Below are 25,642 nucleotides of genomic sequence, written 5' to 3' on the forward strand. Positions count from 1 at the left end.
CGGAGTTGTTCAGACGGCGAGCGCGTTGGCCTTCGCGACCTCGCCGTACCAGCTCGCGCTGGGCTTGGGCGTGCGCTCGAAGGTCTGCTTGTCCCAGCCGATGAGGCCGAACGTGGGAGCGAAGCCCGAGGCCCATTCGTAGTTGTCGAGCGCAGACCAGTGCTGGTAGCCCAGCAGCGTGATGCCGTCTTCGATGCACGCGTGCAGTCCCTCGAGCGCGCCTCGGGTGTAGTCGATGCGACGCGGGTCGTCCTGCGTGGCGATGCCGTTCTCGGTCACCATGACCGGAGTGTGGTCGCTCAGCTCCCACGCCGCGCGAACGCCGATGCCGGCGGCCGGAGGGAAGTACTCCCACTGCGTGAGCGTCTTCTCCACGTCGGCGGCGGGCGGGCGGATGCCCTCGGGTCCCACGATGTTGCGGGTATAGGCCTGCACACCGATGAAGTCGTCGCCGGCGGCGTTCTCGAGGTACCAATCCTCGGCGGGGTAGGCGATCTCGCGCTTCTTCTCTTCGGAGCCGGGCTCGTCGGCCGCCTCGAACGCCTGGGTGGCGATCGTCCAGCCTGTCTTGAGGCCGGAGACCTGCGACAGCACCTCCCGGGAGCGCTTGTGCGACTCGAGCAGCGCGTCGGCCACGCCGAGGTCGGGCTTGGGCAGGCCGTAGGCGACGAGGTTCGAGGCGTCCTCTCCCCCGGCGAGCATGGCGGCGATATTGGGCTCGTTGATGGTGCAGACGTAGTTCACACCCTCGGCCACGACGGGCAGCGCGAGCTCGGTGTAGCGGGCGAAGAGGTCCGCGGCATCCGGTGCCCGCCAGAAGCCGTCGTTCTCGAACCAGCGGGGCACGGTGAAGTGCATCAGGGTCACGATCGGCTCGATGCCGAACTCGTGGCAGGTGTCGACCATTCGCCGGTAGTGGTCGACGGATGCGCGCGAGTAGAGGCCGCGCTCGGGCTCGATGCGCGACCACTCGATGCTGAACCGGTAGGAGTTCAGCCCGAGCTCGGCGAGCAGGCGGATGTCGTCGCGGTAGCGGTGGTAGCTGTCGGCCGCGTCTCCCGAGGGCTCCACGATCGTGGTGCCCGGCTCGTTCTCGTGAACCCACCAGTTGCTGTTGACGTTGTTTCCCTCGATCTGGTGGGCGGCGGTGGCCGCACCCCACAGAAAGCCGTCGGGGAAGGTGAGCATCAGGATTCTCCTTTGTGTTCTCCACTCGACCAGAAGCCGTCGAGCAGCTCGGTCGTGTAGTTCGGGTTGTCGATATTCGGCAGGTGCCCGGCGTTCGGGATGACCTCGTAGCGGGCTCCGAGCCGCAGGGCCATGGCGTGCTGGGATGCGATGGGCCAGGCGTCGTCGGCGTCGCCGTGCGCCACGAGCACGGGCAGCCCGGTCTCGCGCAGCTCGTCGCTCGAATCGGGGGTGTCCCTCAGGATCGCGGCCAGGGCGAGAAAGTTGTCGTCGCTCGACGCGGCGGCACGCTCGCGCACGAACACCTCGTCGGCGTTCGTCGCGCCGAGGTGATTGTTGTGCTCCCACCAGGCCAACGTGCCGTGGCGGGCCACGAACGCGGCGTCGTCGACGTGATGATCCGGCCCTTGACCGCCGGGCCCCGAGCAGAGCATCGTCAGGTCGGCGAAGACGTCGGGGCGCCGGATGGCCGCCGCACGGGCGACGAGTCCGCCGAGGCTGTGGCCCACCAGATGCACCGGTCGACCACTGGCGATCCTTTCCGCCACGACGACCGCGTCTTCGGCGAGCTTCTGCAAGGAGTACTCGTCGACACCGCGGGGCGCGATCGAGTCCGCCTGTCCGCGCTGGCTGTACGAGAACGACTCCCATCCCCGTTCCGCGGCGAGCGCGACGAGAAAGCGATGGTCCTCCTTCGATCCCGTGAAGCCCGGCACGAACAGGGCGACGCCGCGCTCCTCATCCCGGGCCAGCGCGCGGAAGGCCGTCAGGCCGTCGAGGGTGAAGATCTCGAGCGAGTCGGGCAGCGCCAGCCCTCCGAACGTCACGCCACGTCCTGTCGGCCGGGGTTCGGGATCGCGTCGAGCAGTCTGATCGTGTACTCGTCGGTCGGATTCCGCAGCACCTCGGCAGTGTTTCCGCGCTCCACGACGCGACCTCCGTTCAGAACCATGATGTTGTCGGTCACCACGCGCGCCGACAGCAGGTCGTGCGTGATGTAGAGCAGCGAGACGCCCCACTGCTCGCGCAGGTCTTCGAGCAGTGCGAGCACGCCGGCTCGCAGCGACACATCGAGCATCGACACCGGCTCGTCGGCGATGATCACCTGCGGGTCGCTGGCGAGGGCGCGGGCGATCACCACTCGCTGGCGCTGGCCGCCCGACAGCTGGTGCGGAAGCTTCGCGGCGAACTCCTCGACCGGCGACAGACCGACGGTGTCGAGCAGCTCGAGAACCCGGCGACGCGCATCCACGCCCTTCAGACCGGTGAAGTTCACCACCGGTCGCGTCAGCGTGTACTCCACGGTGTGCAGCGGGTTGAGTGCGGCGTAGGGGTCCTGGAACACCATCTGCACGTCGCGGTGCAGGCGCCGGAACTGGCCGCGGCGAAGCGATCCCACGTCGAGGTCGCCGAAGCGCACGCTGCCCGACGACGGCTTCTCGACCGCGGTGATCAGCTTGGCGAGCGTCGACTTGCCGCTTCCGGATGCGCCGACGAGCGCGAGCGACTGGCCCGGCTCGAGCGTGAATGAGACGTCGTCGACGGCGGTGACCTGCGACTCGCCTCGACGCGGCGCCGGGTACACCTTCGAGACGTGGTCGACGACGATGGCCTTCTGGTCCTTGCGCCGGGTGCGCGACGACACGGTCGGTGGATGGGCGTCGGCCGGCGCGCGGTGCCGGTCCTCGAAGCCGGGCAGCTCCACGACCTCCGCGCGCGGGTCGGCGTAGTGCGACAGCAGCATCCTGGTGTAGTCGTCTCCGGGCTTCTCGAGGATCTGCCGCGACGGCGCATCCTCGACGATCTCGCCCTCGTGCATCACGAGCACGCGCTGCGCCGACTCGAGAACGATGCCGAGGTCGTGGCTGATCAGCAGGGCGGTGAAGTTCTCCTTCTTCTGCAGCTCGATGATGGTGTCCATCACGGCGTGCTGCACGAGAACGTCGAGTGCCGTGGTCGGCTCGTCGAAGACCATGAGCTTGGGTTCGAGCGACAGGGCGAGGGCGATCGACACGCGCTGGCGCATGCCGCCGGAGAGCTCGCCCGGGTACCGGTCGAGAACGGCGGCGGGAAGCTCGACCTTGCCCACGAGCTCGGTGGCGCGCGATCCCCAGTCGGCGCGGGCGACGTGGCCGTGCGCCCGGAAGATGTCGACGAAGTGGTTGCGGATGCTGCGCACGGGGTTCAGCGCGTTCATACCCGACTGCAGCACCATGGCGACGCCGCCGTGGCGCTGCTCGCGCAGCTCGCCGGTCGAGAGGCTCGCGATGTCGACGCCGTCGAGCAGGATGCTGCCGCCCGCGATGCGGGCCGGCGGCTTCGACAGGCCCGTGACCGCGAATCCGAGGGTGGACTTTCCGGAGCCGGACTCGCCCACCAGCCCGACGAACTCGCCGTGCTCCAGGGTGAACGACACGTGGTTCACCGCGTGCGTGCTGCCGGTGCCCTCGCCGTAGTCGACAGACAGGTCGGTGATCTCGAGCAGGGCGGTCATCGCTGCTTTCCTTCCCGGAGGCGCGGATTGGAGATTCCGTCGACGCCGAAGTTGATGAGGGTGAGGCTGGTGGCCAGCAGGGCGATGCAGAGGCCGGGTGCGAACAGGAGCGCCCACTGGCCCGTGAGGAGGGCGTTGGAGTTCTGCGCCCAGAAGAGCATCGTTCCCCAGCTCACCACCGTGGTGTCGCCGAGGCCCAGGTATTCGAGTCCGGCCTCGGCGAGGATCGCCGCGGTCGCCGCCCCGAAGAAGTTGCCCACGATGAGCGAGGTCATGTTCGGCAGGATCTCGCGGAACACGATGCGGAAGGGGCGCTCGCCGCTGAACACGGCCGCGGTCACGAAGTCGCGCGATCGCAGCGACTGGGTCTGGCTGCGCAGCACGCGCGCTCCCCAGGCCCATCCGGTGATCACCACGACCACGATGATCATGCCGATGCCGCCGCCCGAGAGATAGGCCGCGATCACGATCATGAGCGGCAGGCCCGGGATGACGAGGAACAGGTTGACGATGAAGTTGATCACGTCGGCGCCGAATCCGCGCACGTACCCCCAGCTGAGGCCGACGAGAACCGCGATCACGGTCGACAGCAGGCCCGCGACGAGGCCGACGAAGATGCTGATCTGCGATCCCCAGATGAGCTGCGACAGCACGTCCTCGCCGGCAGCCGTCGTGCCGAGCCAATGGGCGGCCGACGCATCCGCAGACCGATCGAAGCCGTTCTGGCGGGCGCCGTACGGGGCGATCAGCGGGGCGAACACGGCGATCAGGATGAACAGGCCGAGGATGACGATGCCGATCCGGGCCTTGCCGTTCGACCACACGGTCGACGCCACGCGAAGCACGACCTTGAGCGGGCTCGGGGCGGGAGCGATGGACGCCTCCTCGATGGCACGCACTGCGCGGGTCGAGGGGGGAATGCTCTGGGTGGTCATCGGCGGGTCCTCGGGTCAAGCACGCCGTACAAGATGTCGACGAGGAAGTTGGCGATGAGCACGCTCACGGTGATCATCAGGAACAGGGCCTGCATCAACGGGTAGTCCTGGTTGGTGACCGCGTTGAACAGCAGGTAGCCGATGCCCGGGTATCCGAACACCCGCTCGACGAGGATCGATCCTCCGACGACACCTCCGAGCGCGAGCCCGAACGAGGTGAGGTTGGGCAGGATCGCGTTGCGGGCGGCGTAGCGCAGGGCGACGGTGCGAGGCTTCAATCCGTTGGCCTCGGCGAAGGTCACGTAGTCGTCGCCGATGGTCGAGATCATCGTGTTGCGCATACCGAGGATCCAGCCGCCCAGCGAGGTGATGAGGATCGTCAGCGCCGGCAGCGCCGCGTGGTAGATCGCATCGCCGAGGAAGCCGATGGTGAACTCGGGCGTGGCCGTGGGTCCGTAGGCGCCCGAGGTCGGGAACAGCCTCCCCACGTATCCGGCGAAGAAGAGCAGCAGCAGCGCCGTCCAGAAATACGGGAACGCGCTGGCGAACGATCCGGCCAGCGTCGGCAGGGTGTCGAGCCAGGTGCCCCGCTTCCACGCGGCGAGAACGCCGAGCAGCGTGCCGAGCACGAAGGCGATGATGGTGACGACGCCGACGAGCACGAGCGTGTAGGGCAGCGCGGTGCTGACCAGTTCCGACACGCTCTGGGGGTAGAACGTGTATGAGACGCCGAAGTCGAGCGTCACCACCTGGTGCAGGTACGCCACGTACTGCTCCAGGATGTTGCCGGTCGGCACCCCGAGCTGGGCCTCGATAGCCGATTTGGTCGCCTCGCTCACAGGCCCGTTCTGCGCGAGCTTCGCCAGTGCGGCATCGGCCGGCGATCCGGGCATGAGCCTCGGCAGGATGAAGTTGAGCGTGATGGCCGCCCACAGCGTGAGCAGCAGGAGGCCCGCCTTGCGGGCGATGTAGCCCAGGGCTCTTCCCCGTCCCGATGCGGCGGGGGCGCCCGCGGGCGCGGCAGTTGATTCCGCGCTGCCAGGCGCGATCGTGACGCTAGTCATCGTTGACCTTCTTCAGATGGGTGAGTACGAGCAAGGGAGTGGATTCGTAGGTCTTGGGCGACGCGTACGGATCGGCCTCGCTGGGCCAACCGGTGAACTTCGCATCGCTCATCAGGCCCCACGACCCGCCGTAGTAGAGGCTGAGCACGGGCAGGTCGTTGTAGACGATGTTCTGCAACTGGAAGCCCAGCTGCTTCTGCGTCTCCGGATCGATCGCCAGCTTGTAGTCCCTCAGCACCGCATCGGCCTCGGGGTTGCTGTACCGCTCGTAGTTGAACACGGCCTCCTCGCCCACCGGCTTGAGGTAGTCGCTCGAGAGCAGCTGGTTGAAGTCACGGAAGATGGAGCCCGTTCCGCCTGTTCCTCCCATGGCGAGGTCGTACTCGCCGTTGCGCAGGGCCAGCTGATAGGCCGCGGGCTGCGGGCTCTCGACCTTCACGTCGATGCCGATGGCGCCCCACTGCTTCTGCACCTCCTGAACGCCCTTGAGCCAGTCGTTGTAGCCGTTCGCCGTGGTGATGGTGAAGCTCAGCTGCGACCCTTGGGCATCCACCAGCTTGCCGCCCTGCTGCGTGTAGCCGGCCTGGGCGAAGTACTCGAGCGCCCTCTGCTGGTTCTGAGCGATCAGGCCCGAGTCGGGAATCGACGGATCGAGCAGGCTCTGCTGATACGGCAGCAGGATGTTGGTCTGGCCGGCCACATCCATGTAGCCCTCGGCCGCGGAGTCTCCCACGGCCTTACGGTCGAGCGCGAGCGAGAGGCCCTGACGAAGGTTGACGTCGTTGAACGGCGCCTTCGTGAGGTTCGGGAACAGGGCGACGGTTCCTCCCGGCGGGAACCAGTAGGTGTTCTTGTTGCCGGCTCCGACCCAGGCCCCGTCGACGTCGGAGATGAACGAGTAGGCCCAGTCGTAGCCCTTGGTTGCCACGTCGAGCTGCGTGTTGGTGGCCGGCAGGATGATGTGCTCTGCGGCCACCTTGTCGGCCTGCCAGTACGTGGGATTCTTGTCGATCGTGTACTGCTGGGCGACGAAGTTGCCGAGCGTGTACGGGCCCGTGCCGACGGGATCCGGGTTGCGGAACGTCGATGGGTCGGCCACGTCCTTCCAGATGTGCTCGGGAACGATGAGGGTCGTCGCGATGAGCTGCGCCGCCGGAACGTCGGGCGCCTTGAGGTGCACGGTCACCGTCGTATCGCTCGTCTCGACGGTGTCGATGTAGGTCCAGATGCCCTGCAGGTCGAAGGTCGGGTACTTCTTGAGCAGCTCGAAGCTGAACGCCACGTCGTCGGGCGTGAACGGCTTGCCGTCGCTCCAGGTGACGCCATCGCGGATGGTGAACACCACGGTCGACGGGTCGGGCAGCGCGTAGCCCGTCGCGAGCCAGGGGTGCTCCTCGCCGGTCACGTTGTCGAGAACCACGAGCGGCTCGTACATGTACCAGGCGGCTGTGCGCTTGTTCGTCATGTACGGGTTGAAGTTGCGCTCGAACAGGGGCGAGCCGTTGTCGGCCGCGATGAGCATGGTGTCGTCGGGAATCGACGGATCGGGTGCGCTCTCGATCTGGATGCTGCAGGCCGCGAGCCCCGAAGTCAGCACGATGGCTGCGACGATGGCGCCCAATCGGCGTCGGGATGGGTGCTTCATGGGAACCGCTTCTCTCAGGTCGACGATGAACTGACGGGATACTGATCTATCCGCTGAGCCCAACTGTATGCGCTTACAGTTGTACTCCGCAACCCCACGACCGCAACCCCGAGCTCGCCCTTAAGGGCAGCTGTCGCGCAGAACCACCTGCACCGGAAGCACGAGCGACTGCGCCTCCAGAGACGGATCGTCGAGCCGGGCGGTGAGAGCCTGGATGGCGGCCCGGCCGAGTTCCACCATCGGCTGATGCACGGTCGTCAGGCGCGGGGTCGAATGCCGGCCCGCCGCGATGCCGTCGAATCCGGTGACCATCACGTCGTCGGGCACGCTGATCGACCGGCGACCCATCGCATCCAGAACCCCGAGCGCCGTCTGGTCGTTCGCGCAGACGATCGCCTCGGGCATCGCCTCGATGCGCAGCGCGATCTCGCGCCCGCGCACCCTGCTGAAGTCGCCGCGCACCAGCTCGACGGACACGCCCTCCGCGCCGTCGACCGCCGCACGGAACCCCTCGAGGCGCTCCCTGTCGTCGGGCGAATCCTCGGGGCCGGCGATGTACATCAGCCGCCGCGCGCCCGTGCCGAGCACGTGCTCGGTGATGGCCCGCATGCCGGGTGCGTTGTTGACGCTGACATGGTCGAACTCGTCGGTTCCCCGGGTGGCCGCGAGAACGACGACCGGGATGCGCCGGGCCACATGGGCGAGCAGCTCGTCGGGCACGGTGCGTGCGAGCACGGCCAGGCCGTCGACGCGGCCCGCGATGTCGTTCACGATCGCCTCGCGCGACGCGCCGCGACCAGCGGCCACCATCAGTGCGAAGCCGCGCCGCCACGCCTCGATCTCTGCCCCGCGCAGCACCTCGTCGAAGTAGTAGTTGTGGGTCTCGGGGTCGCCCGTCGCGTCGTCGCGCACGACGGTCACACCACCGGATGCCGCCACGAGCCGCCCGTCGGACCCTGCGACATCGTCGTGGCCGGGAAAGAAGAGTCCGATCACGTTCGTGCGCCGGGCCGCGAGTCCGCGGGCGTTCGCGCTCGGAACGTAGCCGAGGTGACGCACGGCCTCGAGCACGCGCTCCCTCGTCTGCTCCTTCACGGAGTCGGGGTTGCGCAGCACGCGCGAGACACTGGCGATCGAGACGCGGGCGCGCTCGGCCACGTCGTACACCGTCGGTGCCTTTGCCATGATCGCGTCGTCCTCCCTCGTGCCTCTAGTCTGCACGACGCCCCCGCACCGACCGCACGCCGGGAGTCGTCGATAATGGAGGGGTGCCGACCTCTCCCCTTGTGACCCTGTCCGACGGACGCGCCATCCCCCAGCTGGGCCTGGGCGTCTACAAGGTGTCAGACGGCGAGGCGACGGATGCCGTCGGTCACGCCCTCGAGGCCGGGTACCGACACATCGACACGGCCGCCTTCTACGAGAACGAGCGCGGAGTGGGAGAGGGCATCCGCTCGAGCGGCATCGCACGGCACGAGGTCTACGTGGCGTCGAAGGTGTGGCAGAACGACCACGGCTATGACGAGACCCGACGCGCCTTCGACGCCAGCCTCTCCAAGCTCGGCTTCGACTACCTTGACCTCTACCTCATCCACTGGCCGGCGCCGAAGCAGAACCGCTACGTCGAGACGTGGCGGGCGCTCGAGAGCCTGAAAGCCGACGGGGTCGTCCGATCGATCGGCGTCTCGAACTTCCACCCTCATCACCTCGAGCGCCTGGCGCAGGAGGGCGGCGAGACGCCCGTCATCAACCAGGTCGAGCTGCACCCGTGGCTGCAGCAGCAGACGACCCGGCAGTACGACGCCGCGCACGGCATCGCGACCGAGGCCTGGTCGCCGCTGGCCCGGGGCCGCATCCTCGACGATCCCACGCTCGCCGCGCTGGCCTCGAAGCACGACCGGTCACCCGCCCAGATCGTTCTGCGCTGGCAGCTCGACCTCGGCAACATCGTCATCCCCAAGTCGATCACCCCCGCGCGCATTATCGAGAACATCGACGTCTTCGACTTCGCGCTCGACGATGACGACCGCGCCCGCATCGCCGCGCTCGACAGCGGTCAGCGCACGGGAAAAGACCCTGACGACCTCGACTGACGCACCGCTCGTTCCCTGAGCCCCCGTTCCCTGAACCTGTCGAAGGGGCCGCGCCGAGACTCTACAGATCGTCGATATGAAGGTGCGTGCAGGTGTCGGCGAAGTCGGAGAAGTTCGACAGCTCGGGCTCGTTGCCGGCGGCGATGCGGCACTGCCGCTGCCCGAGACCGGAGCCCGAGGGCATCACGGTGTCAAGCACCTGGATGAGCCGCAAGGAGTTCCCGTCCGCACCCGAGAGACCCTCTCCGCCGAGACGATTGAAGTCCACGGCGTGCCCTCCCCCGTCGACGTAGTGCGCCGAATAGATGCCGGCGCCCTCGATCTGGCCGGTGCACTTGCGGTTGATGTCGCTGACGCCCGCGCTGCCGAAGGTGCGCACGGCCACCACGATGGCCGCCAGGATCTGCGTATCGATTCCGCAGTTGCCCACCGACTGGCCGGCGGCGATCCACTCGATCTCGGGCAGGTGATCGGGGTCGGCGCCCGTCAGGCGTCCGGCCTGGATGTCTCCGACCAGCTCCAGGGCGAGCGCCTGGGCGTCGTCGGAGATCGGGGCTCCCGGAGCCGAGCCCGCTGACGCTGCAGCGGCGGCAGCCGCAGCCGCAGCCGCGGCGGCCGCAGCGACTCCGGCCTGGTAGTCAGCCTCGGTCGTGGCGACGTTCTGGGTGAGCGATGCGAGCTGGGCCTGCAGCTCCGACTCGTGCGACGTCTGGGCGTTCACCGCTCCGACCGCCGCCTTCTGGGCGGCCTGAGCGTCGGCGAGCGCCGAGGCGGCCGTGTCGGCGAGAGCGGCGAGGGCATCCCTCGCCACCTGCGCCTGGTCGTTCATGGCGGCGGCGTCGTTGCTCTCGGTCTCGGCCGTCGCGTAGACGCCCGAGACGGTCTCGCTCAGCTTGCTCAACGAGCCGAGCCGCCCGAGAAGATCATCGCTCTCGGTCGACGAGTCGGTGATCAGCATCGTCGTGACGTCTTCACCACCGCCCAGCCGAGCGAATTGGGCCGCGAGCTGTGCGGCCTGCTTCTTCGACGCATCCGCCGACGCCTGCAGTGCCGCCGCACGATCCGCCAGCGAGTCGGCCGTCGCCTGGCCGTCTTCGAGCGCCTTCTGTGCCTTCTCGTTGAGAGTCCACTTCGCATCGGCCTGCTGCTGGGCCTGGGTCGCCTCGTCTTTCAACTGGGCGATGAGCTGAGTGATCTCGTCGACCTCGGACTGCTTGGCCGATTCGCTGGCCTTCGCCGCCTGCACGTCGTCCCATGACGGATACTCGTCGGCCTGCGCGACGCCTCCGGAGAGAACGCTCGCCCCGAGCAGGGCGGTGACGACCAGTGCCGTGACCGTGCGATTCGTGCGACGTACTCTGTTCACCGGTGTCCTCGTTCTCGTGGGGCCGCCTACGAAAGTAGCCCCGAGCACGGAGACCGGCGCGCAGCAACACGCCGCCGGGCGCTCACGCCCAGCAGCTTGTCACCAACGCCCGTGCACGGCCTCGCGGAAGTACCGGTCGTAGATGCTCGTCACGCCGTCTTCGAATGCCTCGCCGAGGTATCCCACCGAACCGGCAGCGGCGTTCGCCCGGGCCTGCGCCACGTTGCGCGCCCCCGGAATGACGGTGCTGACACCCGGGCGCGATGCGACCCAGGCCAGGGCGGCCGCGGCGGAAGTCGTGCCGTCGGGAACGAGCGCGGAGAACTCCTGAGCCGCCGCGACGCCGGAGGCGAAGTCGACACCGGAGAAGGTCTCGCCGACATCGAAGGCGCTGCCGTCACGGTTGTAGGTGCGGTGGTCGTCGGCGGCGAAGACCGTGTCGGCCGTGTAGCGGCCGCTGAGCAGACCGGATGCGAGGGGCACACGGGCGATGATCCCCACGCCGGCCTCGAGCGCAGCCGGAAGAACGGCGTCGAGCGGCTTCAGCCGGAACGCGTTCAGGATGATCTGCACCGTGGCGGTGCCGGGCCGCGCGATGGCCGCCAGTGCCTCGTCGCACGTCTCGACGCTCACTCCGTAGTTGGCGATGACGCCGTCGTCGATGAGGGTGTCGAGAGCGTCGTAGACGGCATCGGAGGAGAGGACCGAGGTGGGTGGGCAGTGAAGCTGCACGAGGTCGAGCGTCTGCACGTTCAGGTTGCGCCTCGACCGATCGGTCCACTCGCGGAACTTCTCGAGAGTGAAGTTCTCGGCATCCTGCGCCTCGCGGCGGCCCATCTTGGTCGCGACGGTCACCTCGCTGTCGGGATGCGCCTCGAGGTACTCCCCGATCAGCTGTTCGCTGCGCCCGTCTCCGTAGACGTCGGCGGTGTCGAAGAAGGTGACGCCCGACTCGACGGCGGCGTCGAGAACGGCGTGGGCCTCGGCCGCGCTGACGTCACCCCAGTCCGCTCCGAGCTGCCAGGTGCCGAGTCCGATGCTCGATACGGTTCGTCCAGTTCGTCCGAGGGTGCGATAGTCCATGCGCCGAGCCTAGGCGGTGCCGCTGCTCGCCCATAACGGGGCCATAACGAGAGCGTAACCATCGGGTCTCGCTCACTCCGCTCCCAGACAACCGTCCCTAGCGTGAGCGTCATGAAGAGATTCGCGCTCACCGCCGTCGCCTCGGCCGCCGCACTCCTGCTTCTCGCCGGGTGCTCGAGTTCCTCTGGAACGTCCTCCCCGTCCGAGGGCGGACGGCCCGTGTCGCCCCAGCAGGACAAGTCGGCCTCGGGCACCGCCGAAGACGGCTCCGTGCAGGCGGATGCGCAGGTCATCACGACCGGCTGGGTCTCGATCAGCGTCAGCGATCCGGCCGCCGCGAGCGCCGATGCCGCCGAGGTGGTCGAGACGCACGGCGGACACATCGACAACCGATCCGAGCAGGCCGGCACCGGATCCCAGTCCGCGAGCGCGCAGCTCACGATCCGGGTGCCCGAAGACCAGGTCACCCAGACGCTCGACGAGCTGAAGAAACTCGGCACGGTCGAGTCGGTGTCGATCTCGTCGACTGACGTCACCTCGCAGACCACCGATCTGGATGCCCGAATCACGGCCATGCAGGGATCGGTCGACCGTCTGCTCGACCTGATGGCCGCCGCCACAGACATCGACGACCTGATCACACTGGAGACGGCGATCTCGACCCGGCAGGCGGACCTCGACTCCCTGAAGGCGCAGCGCGACTTGCTGGCGGACCAGGTCGCCTACTCGACGATCGACCTGCAGCTCTACGAATCCGGCGCCGTGCCCGCGGGCGGGCCGAAGGACTTCTGGGGCGGCCTCGTCGTGGGCTGGAACTCGCTCCTCGCCGCTCTCGGTGGCGGGCTCGTCGCGATCGGTGTCGCCCTTCCCTGGCTCCTCGTGCTCGCGGTGCTCGCCGCGATCACCGTCATCATCGTCCGCGTGGCGTCCCGACGCGCTCCCACTCCCACTCCCACTCCCACTCCCCCTCCGTCGGCCGATTGATCTGACACCCGCGTTCGATAGCATGGCGGCGGCGCCCTCCGATCTGGAGGACGCCGCCGTCTTGCGAAGGAGCTCACCGTGTCAGATTCACCCGCCACCGCAGAAGAACCTCGCATCCACAAGGGTCTGGCCGGGGTCGTGGTCGACACGACCTCCATCTCCAAGGTCAATCCCGAGACCAACTCCCTGCTGTACCGCGGCTACCCCGTACAGGAACTGGCCGCCCTCTGCTCCTTCGAGCAGGTCGCCTATCTCCTATGGCACGGCGAGCTGCCGACCGACGAGCAGCTCGCCGACTTCGAGCGTCTCGAACGGGCCCAGCGCGCCCTGCCCGTCGCCGTGCGACGCATCATCGACGAGCTGCCGCTGACGGCGCATCCGATGGACGTGCTGCGCACGGCCGTGAGCGTCATCGGCGCGAGCGACCCCCGGGCATCCGATGACTCGCCCGAGGCCGAGCTCGAGAAGGCGATCGGCCTCTACGCGCGCATCCCCGCGATCGTGGCCTACGACCAGAGGCGACGCCACGGCGACGATGTCGTCGAGCCGCGCGACGATCTGGGCTACTCGGCGAACTTCCTGCACATGACCTTCGGCGACGTTCCCGAGCTGGTCGTGGTCGACGCGTTCGACGTGTCGATGATCCTGTACGCCGAGCACTCGTTCAATGCGTCGACCTTCACGACCCGGGTCATCACGTCGACGCTCGCCGACCTCTATTCGGCGGTCGTCGGCGGTATCGGCGCGCTCAAGGGCCCGCTGCACGGTGGCGCCAACGAAGCCGTGATGCACACCTTCGACGAGGTCGGCCGTGCAGACAAGGCGGCCGCGTGGCTCGACACCGCCCTCGCCGAAAAGCGCAAGATCATGGGCTTCGGCCACCGCGTCTACAAGCACGGCGACTCGCGCGTGCCCACGATGAAGACGAGCCTCGACGCGCTCCTCGAGCACTACGACCGTCCCGACCTCGGCGCCCTCTACGATGCGCTCGAGACCACCATGACCGCGCGCAAGAACATCCTGCCGAACCTCGACTACCCGTCGGGCCCGGCGTATCACCTCATGGGTTTCGACACCGAGACGTTCACGCCGCTGTTCGTTGCGAGCCGCGTCGTGGGGTGGACTGCGCACATCATGGAGCAGCGTGCCTCGAACTCGTTGATCCGCCCGCTGAGCGCCTACTCGGGCCCCGACGAGCGGCACGTCGAGGGCTGACGATCAGCACCTGCTGAGGTCTTAGAAGGACAGTTCCGGGTGCTGGCGCAGCCAGAGTTCGCGCCGCAGCTCGAGGTCGCGGGTCACCGCGTCGTCGATGATCGCCGCATCGATCCGGCCCGACTCGACGGCGCCGACGACCGCGGCGATCATCGCATCCACGTCTCCCGGCGTCACGTAGAGCAGCAGGTCGTTGCCGGCTGCCACGGCCCTGATGGCGTTCTCGTCGGGATTCGCGTACTCGGGTATCCCTGAGGCCTCGAGCATGCCCATATCGTCGGTGACGGTCACCCCCGTGAAGCCCAGCTCGTCGCGCAGCACGGAGTGCCAGGTCGCGGAGAGGCTCGCGGGCTGCGCGTCCACAGGCGTGTAGGCCAGATGGCCGAACATCACGAGTTCGGCACCGGCGTCGATGCCGGCCTGGAACGACGGCGCATCGCGTGCGCGCCATCCGCCCAGGTCGACGTCGCTCTGCGGCACGCTGGAATGGGAGTCGCCCGTCGTCTCGCCGTGACCGGGAAAGTGCTTGAGCGTGCTGAAGACGCGACCGTTCTCGCCGGCCACGGCGGCCGCCACTCGCGGCGACGCTGCCGCTGCATCGCCGCCCAGCACCCGGCTGAACATGAACGAGGAAGGGTCGGCCGTGACGTCGGCGACGACGCCGAAATTGACCGAGACACCGGATGCGGCGAGCAGTTCCGACCTGCCGGTGAACGCGTCCTGCGTGGCCGACTCGGGCTCGGCAGACAGGGTGTCGGCGCCGGCGAAGCCGTCGTAGGGCAACCGTGTGACGTCGCCGCCCTCCTCGTCGATGGCGATAAGCGGAGCCAGGCCCGCGCCGCCCGACGAGACACCCGCCGTGAGGGCGGCCAGTTCCTCCGGTGTCGCCGGCACGTTGTCCCCCATGAGGATGAGACCTCCCAGTCCCCTCGACGACACCGTGGCCTGCCACGCCGGCCCGTCGACACCGGGCGCGCGCACGATGAACATCGAGGCGACCTTCTGCTGCAGGGTCATCGCGTCGAGTCGCACTGCGACGTACTGGGCCGTCAACTCGTCGACGGATGGCGCGGGCTGGGCGGCCGCCGGCTCGGGCGTCGCCGACGACGACGATGATGGCGACTGCGCCGGCCCGGTGTCTGCTCCTGCATACGGGCCGCCCGGGAACGACGTGCACGAGCTCAGGAGCAGAGCGAGACAGACGATTGCGGGCAGCGTGGCGAGACTACGACGCACCATAGGCCCGGGAGAGCTCGACGTAGTGCCTGGCGTTGGCACGGATGCCCTCGCGCTCGTCTGCGCTCAACTCGCGACGTACCTTGCCCGGCACTCCGGCCACCAGCGAGCCGTCGGGAATGACAGTGCCCTCGAGCACGACCGCTCCGGCGGCGATGAGGCAGTTCGCGCCGACCACTGCGCCATTCAAGACCGTGGCGTTCATGCCGACGAGGCTGTCGTCTCCGACTGTGCAGCCGTGCAGCACCGCGCCGTGTCCCACGCTCACCCCGTCGCCGACGAGAGTCGGATAACCGGGATCCGCGTGAACCACGACGTTGTCCTGCAGGTTGCTGCGCTCCCCCACGGTGATGTCGGCGGAGTCGCCCCGCAGCACGGCGCCGAAGAAGACGCTGCTGTCGGCACCCAGCCGAACCCGACCGACGACGGTGCTCGTGGGGGSGAGCCAGGTCGTCTCGGCCGCCTGCGGCGCGTGGCCGTCGAACGATAGCAGACTCATTCGGCCACCGGCCCCAGCAGTGAGTTGGCAACAGTCGCGTGGGCGGACTCATCGTCGGACGGATGGAACAGCCCGGCGAGCACGTCGCGGTAGAGGCGCCCCAGCTCGCTCGAGTTCGACATGGCCGAGCCGCCGGTCACTCGAATCGCCTGGTCCACCACGAGCCGCGCGGTCTCGGTCGCGCGCACCTTGAGCCCGACCAGCTTCGCGAACCAGGCGGCGCCGTGGTCGACGAGACCGTCGACATCCTGCGCCATCCGGTCGATCTGCGGCGCGAGCGCGTCGAGCGCGATGCCCGCCTCGGCCACCCGATGCCTGATGTCGGGGTCGGATGCGTAGGGTCGGCCTCCCGACTTCAGGCTCGTGCGGCGGTGGGCCGCCTCGACGGCGAGCTCGAGCGCACGGTCGGCGATGCCGGCATACACGGCGGCGACGAGCACCTCGAAGTTCGCGAAGATGGCGAAGACCAGCGGGTCCGCGCTCGGCCCCGGCGCGATGCGGCGGAACACCCGGTCGGCCGGCGCTGTCACTCCCTCGAGGATCGTCGTGTGGCTCTGGGTCGCGCGCATGCCGAGCGTGTCCCAGTCCTCGTCTATGCGGTATCCGTCGGCGGCCCTGTCGATGAACGCGTGCACGAGCTTGGGCGCATCCGGGCTCGTGTCGTCGCGACCGAACACGCCGAGCCTCGTCCACACCGGCGACAGCGAGGTGAAAATCTTGCGCCCCGTGAACGAGTACGACCCGTCGGGGTGGGCGTCGGCGCGGGTGCGCGAGTCGAGCAGAACCAGGTCGTTGCCGGCCTCACTGTTGCCGAACGCGAAGATCTCGCCCTGAACCGCCTCGTCGAGCACGAAGGCCAGCGAGTCGTCTCCTCTGTCGTGCAGCGCCTTCGCCACGCCCGTCCACACGAGGTGCATGTTGATGGCCAGGGCCGTGGCGGGCGCGGCCGCGGCGAGGCGACGCTGCGCGCGGGCGACCTCGGCGAGGCCCAGCCCGAGCCCGCCGCGCGCGATCGGTGAGAACAAGCGCAGGTAGCCGAGGCGGGTCAGCTCGTCGAGGTCGTCGTGCGGAAAAGCGTTGTCACGGTCGTAGCCGGCTGCGCGCGAACGGATGCGTTCGATCACGTCGTCGGGGATCAGCGGGGAGGACACCCACCCACACTACGCCCGGCGCTTCTTCGCGGCCGCCGGCTCCTTCTTCGCAGCGGGCTTCTTCGCGGCAGGGGTCTTCGTGGTCGGGCTCTTCTTGGCCGCCGGTTTCTTCGCCGGCGACTTCTTCGTCGACGTCTTCTTCGCGGCGTTCCGCTCGACGCTGCGCCTCAACGCCTCCATGAGGTCGATCACCTCGCCGCCGGACTCCTTCTCGGGCTGCTCGCCGAACGTCGCCTCGGTGTCGAGGGCCTCGCCCTGCTCGAGTTTGGCCTCAATGAGCGTCCGCAGCTGCTCCTGGTAGTCGTCGGTGAAGTCCTCTGGCGAGAAGTCGCTGGCGAAGCTGTCGACGAGTGCGCTCGACATCTCGAGCTCCTTCGCGGTGATGCGCACCCGTTCGTCGAGAGCGGGAAACGTCGCCTCGCGCACCTCGTCCGACCAGAGCAGGGACTGCAGCATCAGAACGTCGCCGTGCACCCGCAGAGCTCCGAGTCGCGTCTTCTGACGCAGGGCGAAGTGCACGATCGCGGTGCGGTCGGTCTGCTCGAGAGTGCGCCGCAGCAGCACGTACGACTTGGCCGACGAGGAGTCGGGTTCGAGGAAGTAGCTGCGGTCGAGCATGATCGGGTCGATCTGGTCGCTCGGCACGAACTCGACGACATCGATCTCGCGGCTCTTCTCCTCGGGCAGGCTCGCCAAGTCGTCTCCCGTGAGCACGACGGTGCGTTCGCCGTCGTCGTACGCCTTGTCGATGTGGGCGTAGTCCACGACCTTGCCGCAGATCTCGCAGCGCCGCTGGTACCGGATGCGCCCGCCGTCCTCGTCGTGCACCTGGTGGAGCGCGAGGTCGTGGTCTTCCGTCGCGGCGTACACCTTGACCGGCACGTTCACGAGGCCGAACGTGACGGCGCCTTTCCAGATCGCTCTCATAGACACGAGTGAACTCCTCTTACGGCGCAAGCACTAGCCCTTGACCCTCGCGGCGTGAGGAGAATGTCAGCATGAGCGCGACGAAACAGGTGGTGTCGGTGGGCGGACAGCGCCTCACCCTGACCAACCTCGACAAGGTGCTGTACCCCGAGACGGGCACGACGAAGGGCGAGGTGCTCGACTACTACGCGTCGATCGCCCACGTGCTGATCCCGCACTCGCGAGCGAGGCCCGCCACACGCAAGAGGTGGGTCAACGGCGTCGGCACCGACGAGCATCCGGGCGAGATGTTCTTCCAGAAGAACCTCGACGATTCGACGCCCGACTGGATTCCGCGCGGCACGATCGAGCACAAGAACCACTCGAACGACTACCCCCTGGTCAACAACCTCGCCACCCTCACCTGGTTCGGCCAGATCGCGGCCCTCGAGATCCACGTTCCGCAGTGGCGCTTCGCCCGAACCGGCGAGCCGAAGAACCCCGACCGCCTCGTGCTCGACCTCGACCCCGGAGATGGTGCAGGCCTGCAGGAGTGCGCGGAGGTCGCGAGGGAGGCCCGCGCGATCCTGCGCGACATGGGGCTCGACCCCATGCCCGTCACGAGCGGGTCGAAGGGAATCCACCTCTACGCCGCCCTCGATGGCGGGCAGACCTCCGACGAGGTCTCCGCGGTCGCCCACGAGCTCGCCCGCGCCCTCGAGGCCGCTCATCCCGACCTCATCGTCAGCGACATGAAGAAGGAGCTGCGCCGCGGCAAGGTGCTCGTCGACTGGAGCCAGAACAACGGGTCGAAGACCACGATCACGCCGTACTCGCTGCGGGGCCGCTCGCATCCGATGGTCGCAGCTCCCCGCACCTGGCGCGAACTGGCCAGCCCGTCTCTCGCCCAGCTCGATTTCCAGGAGGTGCTGCGGCGAGTGAAGCGCCGAGGCGATCCGCTGGCCGACCTGGTGAAGGGGCACCTCGACGCGCTGGAGCCCACGACCGACCGGCTCGCGACCTACAGGCGCAAGCGCGACGCATCCAAGACGCCCGAGCCCGTGCCCAGCGAGGCCGCAGAGCCGACGGAGGGGCAGTCTTTCGTCATCCAGGAGCATCACGCTCGGCGCCTGCACTACGACTTCCGGCTCGAGCACGACGGTGTGCTCGTGAGCTGGGCCCTCCCGAAGGGTGTGCCGACCTCGAAGACAGAGAATCACCTCGCTGTGCAGACCGAGGATCACCCGCTCGCCTACGGCTCGTTCGAGGGCACGATCCCGGCCGGCGAGTACGGCGGCGGCGAGGTGAGCATCTGGGATGCCGGCACCTACGAACTCGAGAAATGGCGCGACGGAAAAGAGGTGATCGCCACCCTGACCGGCACGAAGCCGTCGGGGCTCGGCGAGCCGCGCAGGTTCGCGCTCATCCACACCGGGGGCAGCGGCCGGGCGGAGAACAACTGGCTGATCCACCTGATGGACCCGGTGCAGCAACCGGACCCGTCGCAACCGGGCCCGTCGCAACCGGGCCCGTCGCAACCGGGCCCGTCGCAACCGGGCCCGTCGCATCCGGTCGCGAAGCAGGCACCCCTGTCGCCCATGCTGGCGACGCTCGGAACGGCGGAGTCGGTGCGTGCCGACGACTCGCCCGCGGGCTGGGCCTTCGAGATGAAGTGGGACGGCATCCGCGCGATCGCCCGGGTCGAGGGCGGTGCCGTTCGGCTCACGAGTCGCAACGGCAATGACCTCACCCGCAGCTTCCCCGACATCGCCGAGGCTGTGGCGCACTCGATCGACGCCTCCGTCGACTGCGTGCTCGACGGCGAGATCGTCGCACTCGATTCCCGGGGCCGGCCCGATTTCGGACGCCTCCAGGGCCGCATGAAGCTCACGAAGAAGGCCGAGGTCGAGCGCGCGATAGACCAGACGCGGGCCCACTACTTCGTCTTCGATGCGCTCGAACGGGGAAGCGAATCGCTCGTCTCCCGGGACTATGACTTCAGACGCGAGGCGCTGGAGGAGATCGTGCAGACCGACACCTCGTCGCTCGTGCAGTGTCCACCCGCCTACGAGGGCGACCTCGACGAGGCCCTCGCCGCGAGCGCCGAGCTCCACCTGGAGGGCGTCGTAGCGAAGAAGCGCGACTCCACCTACAGGTCGGGCAAGCGGTCGCCCGCGTGGGTCAAGCTCAAGCTCCACAAGACGCAGGAGGTCGTGGTCGTCGGCTGGAGGCCGGGGGCGGGCAGGCGAGCGAACACCATCGGCTCCCTGCTGCTGGCCGTTCCTCAGGACGGCGCGCTGCGCTACGCCGGACGCGTCGGAACGGGGTTCAGCGAGCGGGACCTCGCCGAGCTGCAGGCGAAGTTCTCCCGGATGGAGCGCAAGACCTCGCCCGCCGAAGATGTTCCTGCCGCCGATGCGCGAGACGCCCATTGGGTCACCCCGTCCGACGTCGGAGAGGTGGAATTCGCGGAGTGGACGTTGACGAACCGCCTGCGCCAACCGGTCTGGCGAGGGTGGCGCGTCGACAAGAAGCCCGACGACGTCGTGATCGAAGATCCACGGCCCGCCTAGACCCCTAAAATCGATTCCATGACCACCCCCCTCGACGCAGCCTCGCTCGTCTTGGAGGTGTTGTCGTGGGTCGGCCTCATTATCGGCGTGCCGCTTCTGATCGGCGGCTACGTTCGCCGACTCGCGTTCAGCGGCTGGACCGAGACCATGGCCGTGATCGTCTCTCGCCAGCCGATCCCGGATGCGGCGGGTGGCGACGACTCGGCCGCCCACGTCTTCCGGTGGCTGGGCGACGACGGCCACCTCTACGAGCTGCCCGCAGACACCGAGGAGACTGCCCATCTCGAGGAGGGCGACGACGTCACCGTCTTCGTCAACCCGAGACGCCCCGACCAGGCCCGCACCGACCCCGCGCACAGGGAAGGACACCTTCTTCGCCTGCTCGGCTACATCTTCCTCGGCGTCGGAGTGCTCAGCGTCGTGCTGTCGATCGTGATCGCCGTCGTCGAGTAGCGGCGCTCTGCTGCTCTACAGCTCTGCAGCTCTACAGCTCGAAGCGGGCCGGCTCGATGTCATCGAGGGCGTACCGGATGCGCGTGCGCATGTCGAGCGACATCTCCGGCAGGGCGTCGAGCGCGAACCAGCGGGCCTCGGTGTTCTCCCCGTCGGCCGGATAGGGGTCGCCGGAGACGTAGCGCATGCGGAACGTGAGATCGAGGTACTCGGACTGGTCGCCGTTCTCGTAGGTCAGCATCGGCAGGGTGTGCACCCAGGAGAGCCGCTCGGCGACGGCCACGATCCCTGCCTCCTCGAGCACCTCTCGGGCCGCCGCCGTCGCGGGCTGCTCCCCGGGATCGATGATGCCCGTGACAGGAGTCCAGGCGCCGTTGTCGGCACGCCGCACCATGAGCACGCTGCCCTCATGCGTGACCACGGCCGTGATACCGGAGAGCCACAGAGGAGCGTTGCCGATCTTCTCGCGCAGGGCCAATACGAAATCTGGAGTCGCCATAAGACGAGACTATGGTGCCAAGCGGGCGCGGGTAGAATCGACCGGTTATGACAGACCTCCCCCCGCACCCCGAAGCGCCGCAGAGCGGCTTCACCGCCGACGAACTCGAGGTGACCCTTCGGGTGCTGGCGCAGTTGCACACACTCGAGCAGGAGCATCCGGATTTCGTGGCCGTGCGACGCGCGACAGCCAAGATGTTCAAGGCCGTCAAGAACCACGGCCGGCAGGAGAAGCGAGCCCGCATCGCCGCGGCCGACAGAGCCGTCGTGGCCGCCACCGCCACCGGCGCATCCGATCGCATCGACGACGAGACCCGGGGCATCCCGCTCGCCACGGCCACCGAGGCGCCGACGGCCGGCACGCTGCTCAAGTCGCGCGCCTGCTACATCTGCAAGCAGCACTACACCGTGGTCGACGCGTTCTACCACCAGCTCTGCCCCGACTGCGCGGCCATGAGTCACGCGAAGAGGGACGCCCGCACCGATCTCACCGGCAAGCGGGCGCTGCTCACGGGCGGTCGCGCAAAAATCGGCATGTATATCGCTCTCCGTCTGCTGCGCGACGGGGCGCACACCACGATCACGACCCGCTTCCCGCGCGACGCCGTTCGCCGCTTCTCCAGCCTTCCCGACGCCTCCGAATGGGTGCATCGGCTCAAGGTCGTCGGCATCGATCTGCGGGATCCGGCCCAGGTCATCGCCCTCGCCGATGCCGTCGCCGCCGACGGGCCCCTCGACATCCTCATCAACAACGCCGCCCAGACGGTCAAGCGCTCCCCCGGGTCGTACGCACCGCTGACCGACGCCGAACTGGAGCCGCTGCCCACCGACAGGCCCCTGCCCGAGCTGGTCACCTTCGGCCACACCAACGATCCGCACCCGCAGGCGCTGGCGGCCTCGGTGGCCGCGCACCCCATCCTCGGATCGACCGCGCTCGTCGCCGACAAGCTCACGGCCTCGGAGCTGACCAGCCTCGCGATGGCGCCGGGATCGAGCTCGCTCGACCGACTCGCGGCCGGAACCGCGATCGACGCCGGCGGCCTCGTCCCCGACCTGCACGACGTCAACAGCTGGACCCAGAACGTGGAGCACGTCGACCCGCTCGAGATGCTCGAGGTTCAGCTCGCCAACACCACGGCACCGTTCATCCTGGTGAGCCGTCTGCGCCCCGTGCTCGCGGCGTCACCCGCGCGACGCACCTACATCGTCAACGTCTCGGCGATGGAGGGCCAGTTCGGCCGTCGCTACAAGGGCCCGGGGCATCCGCACACGAACATGGCCAAGGCGGCGATGAACATGCTCACCCGCACCAGTGCCGGCGAGATGCTCGAGAACGACGGAATCCTGATGACCAGTGTCGACACCGGCTGGATCACCGACGAGCGGCCCCACCCCACCAAGGTGCGGCTGGCAGAGGAGGGCTTCCACGCCCCGCTCGACCTCGTGGATGGTGCGGCCCGGGTATACGACCCCATCGTGCAAGGCGAGGCGGGCGTCGACCTGCACGGCGTCTTCCTGAAGGACTACAAGCCCGCCGCCTGGTAGCGGCGCCGGGCGGGCGGCGCTAGGCGCGGTCGAGCCACCGCAGAACGCTCATGGGCACGAAGACCGCGGCCGACGAGAGCAGCACGCCGCCCACGAACACCTCGGCCAAGAATCCGCCCTCGCCATCGAATGCGTACGCCATGACAACCATCCCGGCGACGAAGGCAGCCAGGCACAGGACGAAGACGATCACTCTCATGGAAACAACTACCGTTCGGTCATTGCGGCACCGCTGACGCCGCGTGGAAAAGACTGTTGTCCCAGACTATCGCGAGCCCGAGTCCCCCGGCTCACGCAGCTCGCGCCTCAGGATCTTACCCACGTTCGTCTTGGGCAGCTCGTCACGGAACACGATGTACTTCGGCCGCTTGTAGCCGGCCAGACGCTCCTTGAGGTACCCGCGGATATCGCCCTCGGTCAACGACGGATCCTGGCGCACCACGAACAGCTTCACGGTCTCGCCGGAGTGCTCGTCGTGCACGCCGATGACGCCCGCCTCCTTGACCCGGGGATCGCTGAGCACGGCCTCCTCGACCTCTGCCGGATACACGTTGAAGCCGCCCACGACGATCATGTCCTTCATGCGGTCCACGATCGTCACGTAGCCGTCGGCGTCCATGATCGCCACGTCACCGGTGTGCAGCCATCCGTCGGGCCCGATCGCCTTCGCGGTCTGCTCGGGCTTGTTCCAGTAGCCCTTCATGACCTGGGGGCCGGAGATCACCAGCTCGCCGCGTTCGCCGAGCGCAACGGCACGATCGTCGTCGTCTCGGATCTCCACATATGTCGAGGGCAGAGGAAGACCGATCGTGCCGAGGCGCGCTGTTCCGACCGTGGGGTTGACCGATACGACAGGAGACGCCTCGGTCAGGCCGTACCCCTCCACCATCTGGGTGCCCGTTCGCCGCTCCCACTCCTCGGCGACCTGAGTGCGCAGGGCCATGCCGCCGGCCACGCTCAGCTTCAGCGGAGCGAAGTCGAGCGTGTCGAAGTTCGGCCTGTCGAGCAGGGCGGCGGCGAGTGTGCTCACGAGGATCAGGACGCTCGGGCGGTACTTGGCGACGGTCTTGATGAGGGCATCCGTCTCACGGGGATTCGTGATGAGCACGTTGTGCGCCCCGAAGTGGAAGAAGCCCAGGCAGTTCACCGTCAGACAGAACACGTGGTACAGCGGAAGAGCGGCGATGACCGTCTCCGCGCCCTCCTGCAACGCTACGCGAATGGGCCCCATGATCTGGAACTGGTTCGCCAGCATGTTCTGGTGCGTCAGCATGGCGGCCTTCGTGCCGCCTGTCGTGCCGCCCGTGTACTGCAGAAAGGCCAGGTCCTCAGGGTTGAGGCTCGGAGCGTCGAGAACGAGCTGCCCTCCCCTGCTGAGGGCGTCGCGGAAGGAGATCGTTCCCGCCAGCGAGTGAGCGGGAACCATCTTCTTGACGTAGCGCACGGCGAAGTTCGTGAAAGCGCGCTGAGGCAGCGGCAGCAGGTCGCCCACGGACGTCAGGATGACGTGCCGGATGTCTGTGCCGCCGATCTCCTGATCGAGTGTCACGGCGAAGTTCTCGAGCACGACGATGGCCACGGCACCCGAGTCGACGAGAATCGACTTGAGCTCATGGGCCGTGTACAGCGGGTTGGCATTGACCACGACGAGTCCCGCCTTCAGCGCCCCGAACATCGCGACAGGGAACTGCAGCAGGTTGGGCAGCTGGATGACGATGCGGTCGCCCGGAACGAGGCCCAGTTCCTTCTGGTAGAACGCGGCCATGCGGTCGGACAGCTGGTCGACCTCGCGGAACGACAGGGCGTGCCCCATGTTGGAGAACGCCGGCTGATCGCCGAACTTCTCGCACGTGGCCGCGACGAGTTCTGGAATCGAGCGGAAGGTTATCTCCGGAATGTCGGAGTCCTGTCCGGACGGATAGCTCGCGAGCCATGGTCGGGGTGATTCGGGATGATTCTCTGCTCTGAGCACCCTACGACTTTACCCGTCTCTCAAGACGGTCGTGCTCTACGGGCAGTCGTGGTTAAACGCGAAATGGCCACCCCGTGTGGGGTGGCCATTCGTGTAATAGGAGTCCGGCGGTGTCCTACTCTCCCACAAGGTCCCCCTTGCAGTACCATCGGCGCAGAGAGTCTTAGCTTCCGGGTTCGGAATGTGACCGGGCGTTTCCCTCTCGCTATGGCCGCCGAAACACTAGAGATGTAACTATCTAGAAGTTTCAAACAGACANCCGGCTTCGGGGGCATGCTCCCCTTGCAGTACCATCGGCGCAGAGAGTCTTAGCTTCCGGGTTCGGAATGTGACCGGGCGTTTCCCTCTCGCTATGGCCGCCGAAACACTAGAGATGTAACTATCTAGAAGTTTCAAACAGACAACAACGATCCATCTTTCGATGGTGTTGTGTGTGTTTGGTTCTCGACCGTACATCGAGAACCACATAGTGGACGCAAGCAGTGCTTTTCGTTTCGCAAAATTTTGGGTGTTATCAAGTTATCGACTTATTAGTACAGGTCAGCTCCGTAGGTCTTTAGTCCCTACTTCCACATCCTGCCTATCAACCCAGTAGTCTAGCTGGGAGTCTCTCACCATAATGGTATGGAAATCTCATCTCGAGAACGGCTTCCCGCTTAGATGCTTTCAGCGGTTAGGTGACGTTCTGAATGGCTTGCATGGTGGTGCTCCTTTAGTTGGAAACGGGGATGACGCCGTAGAT

General features: G+C 67.6%; 22 protein-coding genes and 3 rRNA genes. 6 read left to right on the forward strand and 19 right to left on the reverse strand.

Annotated features, from left to right (window positions below):
* Positions 1-9: 9 nt before the first annotated feature.
* The 7 genes from ASF51_RS13520 to ASF51_RS13550 all read right to left on the reverse strand — a co-directional run bounded on the left by ASF51_RS13520 (position 10) and on the right by ASF51_RS13550 (position 8,511).
* Positions 10-1,188 carry a glycoside hydrolase family 1 protein gene (locus ASF51_RS13520; RefSeq protein ID WP_055930564.1) on the reverse strand — a complete coding sequence of 393 codons (1,179 nt, stop codon included), beginning with the start codon at positions 1,186-1,188 and terminating at the stop codon, positions 10-12.
* The gene (locus ASF51_RS13525) at positions 1,188-2,015 is read right to left on the reverse strand and encodes an alpha/beta fold hydrolase (RefSeq protein ID WP_055930567.1); all 828 of its coding nucleotides are present in this window, start codon (positions 2,013-2,015) and stop codon (positions 1,188-1,190) included. The genes ASF51_RS13520 and ASF51_RS13525 overlap by 1 nt, the downstream gene beginning before the upstream one ends.
* Positions 2,012-3,682 carry an ABC transporter ATP-binding protein gene (locus tag ASF51_RS13530; RefSeq protein ID WP_055930570.1) on the reverse strand — a complete coding sequence of 557 codons (1,671 nt, stop codon included), beginning with the start codon at positions 3,680-3,682 and terminating at the stop codon, positions 2,012-2,014. The genes ASF51_RS13525 and ASF51_RS13530 overlap by 4 nt, the downstream gene beginning before the upstream one ends.
* Positions 3,679-4,617 (reverse strand): ABC transporter permease, encoded by a 939-nt coding sequence (locus ASF51_RS13535; RefSeq protein WP_082479885.1) that lies wholly within the window; start codon positions 4,615-4,617, stop codon positions 3,679-3,681. Before ASF51_RS13535 ends, ASF51_RS13530 begins: the two co-directional genes overlap by 4 nt.
* Positions 4,614-5,594, reverse strand: a complete 981-nt coding sequence (locus ASF51_RS13540; protein ID WP_055930913.1) for an ABC transporter permease — start codon at positions 5,592-5,594, stop codon at positions 4,614-4,616. Before ASF51_RS13540 ends, ASF51_RS13535 begins: the two co-directional genes overlap by 4 nt.
* 79 nt (positions 5,595-5,673) lie before the next feature.
* Entirely contained in the window at positions 5,674-7,326 is a 1,653-nt protein-coding gene (locus ASF51_RS13545; RefSeq protein ID WP_055930573.1) for an ABC transporter substrate-binding protein, read from the reverse strand.
* A 120-nt stretch (positions 7,327-7,446) separates the two neighbouring features.
* On the reverse strand, positions 7,447-8,511 hold the full coding sequence (locus ASF51_RS13550) for a LacI family DNA-binding transcriptional regulator (RefSeq protein WP_055930576.1): 1,065 nt from the start codon (positions 8,509-8,511) through the stop codon (positions 7,447-7,449).
* A gap of 83 nt (positions 8,512-8,594) precedes the next feature.
* Between ASF51_RS13550 and ASF51_RS13555 the strand changes: the two genes are divergently transcribed.
* Positions 8,595-9,419 carry an aldo/keto reductase gene (locus ASF51_RS13555; protein ID WP_055930580.1) on the forward strand — a complete coding sequence of 275 codons (825 nt, stop codon included), beginning with the start codon at positions 8,595-8,597 and terminating at the stop codon, positions 9,417-9,419.
* A 61-nt stretch (positions 9,420-9,480) separates the two neighbouring features.
* Here ASF51_RS13555 and ASF51_RS13560 read toward each other — a convergent pair whose 3' ends face one another.
* Positions 9,481-10,785 (reverse strand): hypothetical protein, encoded by a 1,305-nt coding sequence (locus ASF51_RS13560; protein ID WP_055930583.1) that lies wholly within the window; start codon positions 10,783-10,785, stop codon positions 9,481-9,483.
* A gap of 99 nt (positions 10,786-10,884) precedes the next feature.
* Positions 10,885-11,868, reverse strand: coding sequence for an aldo/keto reductase (locus tag ASF51_RS13565; RefSeq protein WP_055930585.1), 984 nt, complete (start codon positions 11,866-11,868; stop codon positions 10,885-10,887).
* Positions 11,869-11,979: 111 nt separating this feature from the next.
* Here ASF51_RS13565 and ASF51_RS13570 point away from each other — a divergent pair, with 111 nt between their 5' ends.
* Positions 11,980-12,852, forward strand: coding sequence for a DUF4349 domain-containing protein (locus tag ASF51_RS13570; protein ID WP_082479886.1), 873 nt, complete (start codon positions 11,980-11,982; stop codon positions 12,850-12,852).
* 78 nt (positions 12,853-12,930) lie between these two features.
* Positions 12,931-14,067, forward strand: coding sequence for a bifunctional 2-methylcitrate synthase/citrate synthase (locus ASF51_RS13575; protein ID WP_055930591.1), 1,137 nt, complete (start codon positions 12,931-12,933; stop codon positions 14,065-14,067).
* A gap of 21 nt (positions 14,068-14,088) precedes the next feature.
* Here the strand turns inward: ASF51_RS13575 and ASF51_RS13580 are convergent, their stop codons facing one another.
* The 4 genes from ASF51_RS13580 to ASF51_RS13595 are packed head-to-tail and all read right to left on the reverse strand — an operon-like array spanning position 14,089 to position 17,880.
* Entirely contained in the window at positions 14,089-15,306 is a 1,218-nt protein-coding gene (locus tag ASF51_RS13580) for a glycoside hydrolase family 3 N-terminal domain-containing protein (protein WP_055930593.1), read from the reverse strand.
* Positions 15,293-15,802: a gamma carbonic anhydrase family protein gene (locus ASF51_RS13585; RefSeq protein WP_055930596.1), complete on the reverse strand. Its 510-nt coding sequence runs from the start codon at positions 15,800-15,802 to the stop codon at positions 15,293-15,295. Before ASF51_RS13585 ends, ASF51_RS13580 begins: the two co-directional genes overlap by 14 nt.
* On the reverse strand, positions 15,799-16,953 hold the full coding sequence (locus tag ASF51_RS13590) for an acyl-CoA dehydrogenase family protein (protein WP_055930599.1): 1,155 nt from the start codon (positions 16,951-16,953) through the stop codon (positions 15,799-15,801). Before ASF51_RS13590 ends, ASF51_RS13585 begins: the two co-directional genes overlap by 4 nt.
* A 9-nt stretch (positions 16,954-16,962) precedes the next feature.
* Positions 16,963-17,880, reverse strand: coding sequence for a Ku protein (locus ASF51_RS13595; protein ID WP_055930601.1), 918 nt, complete (start codon positions 17,878-17,880; stop codon positions 16,963-16,965).
* A 71-nt stretch (positions 17,881-17,951) separates the two neighbouring features.
* Here ASF51_RS13595 and ASF51_RS13600 point away from each other — a divergent pair, with 71 nt between their 5' ends.
* Both ASF51_RS13600 and ASF51_RS13605 read left to right on the forward strand, forming a co-directional pair.
* Positions 17,952-20,432: an ATP-dependent DNA ligase gene (locus tag ASF51_RS13600; RefSeq protein WP_055930604.1), complete on the forward strand. Its 2,481-nt coding sequence runs from the start codon at positions 17,952-17,954 to the stop codon at positions 20,430-20,432.
* Between the two features lie 18 nt (positions 20,433-20,450).
* Positions 20,451-20,885: a DUF3592 domain-containing protein gene (locus tag ASF51_RS13605; RefSeq protein WP_055930607.1), complete on the forward strand. Its 435-nt coding sequence runs from the start codon at positions 20,451-20,453 to the stop codon at positions 20,883-20,885.
* A gap of 31 nt (positions 20,886-20,916) precedes the next feature.
* Here the strand turns inward: ASF51_RS13605 and ASF51_RS13610 are convergent, their stop codons facing one another.
* Complete coding sequence (locus tag ASF51_RS13610; protein ID WP_055930610.1) at positions 20,917-21,384, reverse strand: NUDIX domain-containing protein; 468 nt, start codon at positions 21,382-21,384, stop codon at positions 20,917-20,919.
* A gap of 47 nt (positions 21,385-21,431) precedes the next feature.
* On the opposite strand from ASF51_RS13610, the gene ASF51_RS13615 reads away from it, so the two are divergent.
* Positions 21,432-22,928 carry an SDR family NAD(P)-dependent oxidoreductase gene (locus ASF51_RS13615; RefSeq protein WP_055930613.1) on the forward strand — a complete coding sequence of 499 codons (1,497 nt, stop codon included), beginning with the start codon at positions 21,432-21,434 and terminating at the stop codon, positions 22,926-22,928.
* Between the two features lie 19 nt (positions 22,929-22,947).
* Here the strand turns inward: ASF51_RS13615 and ASF51_RS19645 are convergent, their stop codons facing one another.
* The 5 genes from ASF51_RS19645 to ASF51_RS19430 form a co-directional block, all read right to left on the reverse strand.
* Positions 22,948-23,070 (reverse strand): hypothetical protein, encoded by a 123-nt coding sequence (locus ASF51_RS19645; RefSeq protein WP_255354436.1) that lies wholly within the window; start codon positions 23,068-23,070, stop codon positions 22,948-22,950.
* A gap of 123 nt (positions 23,071-23,193) precedes the next feature.
* Complete coding sequence (locus tag ASF51_RS13620) at positions 23,194-24,900, reverse strand: AMP-binding protein (RefSeq protein ID WP_055930616.1); 1,707 nt, start codon at positions 24,898-24,900, stop codon at positions 23,194-23,196.
* A 102-nt stretch (positions 24,901-25,002) separates the two neighbouring features.
* Positions 25,003-25,119 (reverse strand): 5S ribosomal RNA (gene rrf / locus ASF51_RS13625).
* Positions 25,120-25,163: 44 nt separating this feature from the next.
* Positions 25,164-25,264 (reverse strand): 5S ribosomal RNA (gene rrf, locus ASF51_RS13630).
* Positions 25,265-25,410: 146 nt separating this feature from the next.
* Positions 25,411-25,642: ribosomal RNA gene (locus tag ASF51_RS19430) — 23S ribosomal RNA — on the reverse strand; the annotation flags it as partial.

Origin of the sequence: Agreia sp. Leaf283 (assembly GCF_001422485.1) — a bacterium.
Taxonomy (GTDB): Bacteria; Actinomycetota; Actinomycetes; order Actinomycetales; family Microbacteriaceae; genus Agreia.

Bases quoted from the DNA above. Each gene is read 5' to 3' on its own strand.
- ASF51_RS13520 (WP_055930564.1), bottom strand. From the start codon at position 1,188: ATGCTCACCTTCCCCGACGGCTTTCTGTGGGGTGCGGCCACCGCCGCC.
- ASF51_RS13530 (WP_055930570.1), bottom strand. From the start codon at position 3,682: ATGACCGCCCTGCTCGAGATCACCGACCTGTCTGTCGACTACGGCGAG.
- ASF51_RS13535 (WP_082479885.1), bottom strand. From the start codon at position 4,617: ATGACCACCCAGAGCATTCCCCCCTCGACCCGCGCAGTGCGTGCCATC.
- ASF51_RS13545 (WP_055930573.1), bottom strand. From the start codon at position 7,326: ATGAAGCACCCATCCCGACGCCGATTGGGCGCCATCGTCGCAGCCATC.
- ASF51_RS13550 (WP_055930576.1), bottom strand. From the start codon at position 8,511: ATGGCAAAGGCACCGACGGTGTACGACGTGGCCGAGCGCGCCCGCGTC.
- ASF51_RS13565 (WP_055930585.1), bottom strand. From the start codon at position 11,868: ATGGACTATCGCACCCTCGGACGAACTGGACGAACCGTATCGAGCATC.
- ASF51_RS13570 (WP_082479886.1), top strand. From the start codon at position 11,980: ATGAAGAGATTCGCGCTCACCGCCGTCGCCTCGGCCGCCGCACTCCTG.
- ASF51_RS13580 (WP_055930593.1), bottom strand. From the start codon at position 15,306: ATGGTGCGTCGTAGTCTCGCCACGCTGCCCGCAATCGTCTGTCTCGCT.
- ASF51_RS13595 (WP_055930601.1), bottom strand. From the start codon at position 17,880: ATGAGAGCGATCTGGAAAGGCGCCGTCACGTTCGGCCTCGTGAACGTG.
- ASF51_RS13600 (WP_055930604.1), top strand. From the start codon at position 17,952: ATGAGCGCGACGAAACAGGTGGTGTCGGTGGGCGGACAGCGCCTCACC.
- ASF51_RS13605 (WP_055930607.1), top strand. From the start codon at position 20,451: ATGACCACCCCCCTCGACGCAGCCTCGCTCGTCTTGGAGGTGTTGTCG.
- ASF51_RS13610 (WP_055930610.1), bottom strand. From the start codon at position 21,384: ATGGCGACTCCAGATTTCGTATTGGCCCTGCGCGAGAAGATCGGCAAC.
- ASF51_RS13615 (WP_055930613.1), top strand. From the start codon at position 21,432: ATGACAGACCTCCCCCCGCACCCCGAAGCGCCGCAGAGCGGCTTCACC.
- ASF51_RS19645 (WP_255354436.1), bottom strand. From the start codon at position 23,070: ATGGCGTACGCATTCGATGGCGAGGGCGGATTCTTGGCCGAGGTGTTC.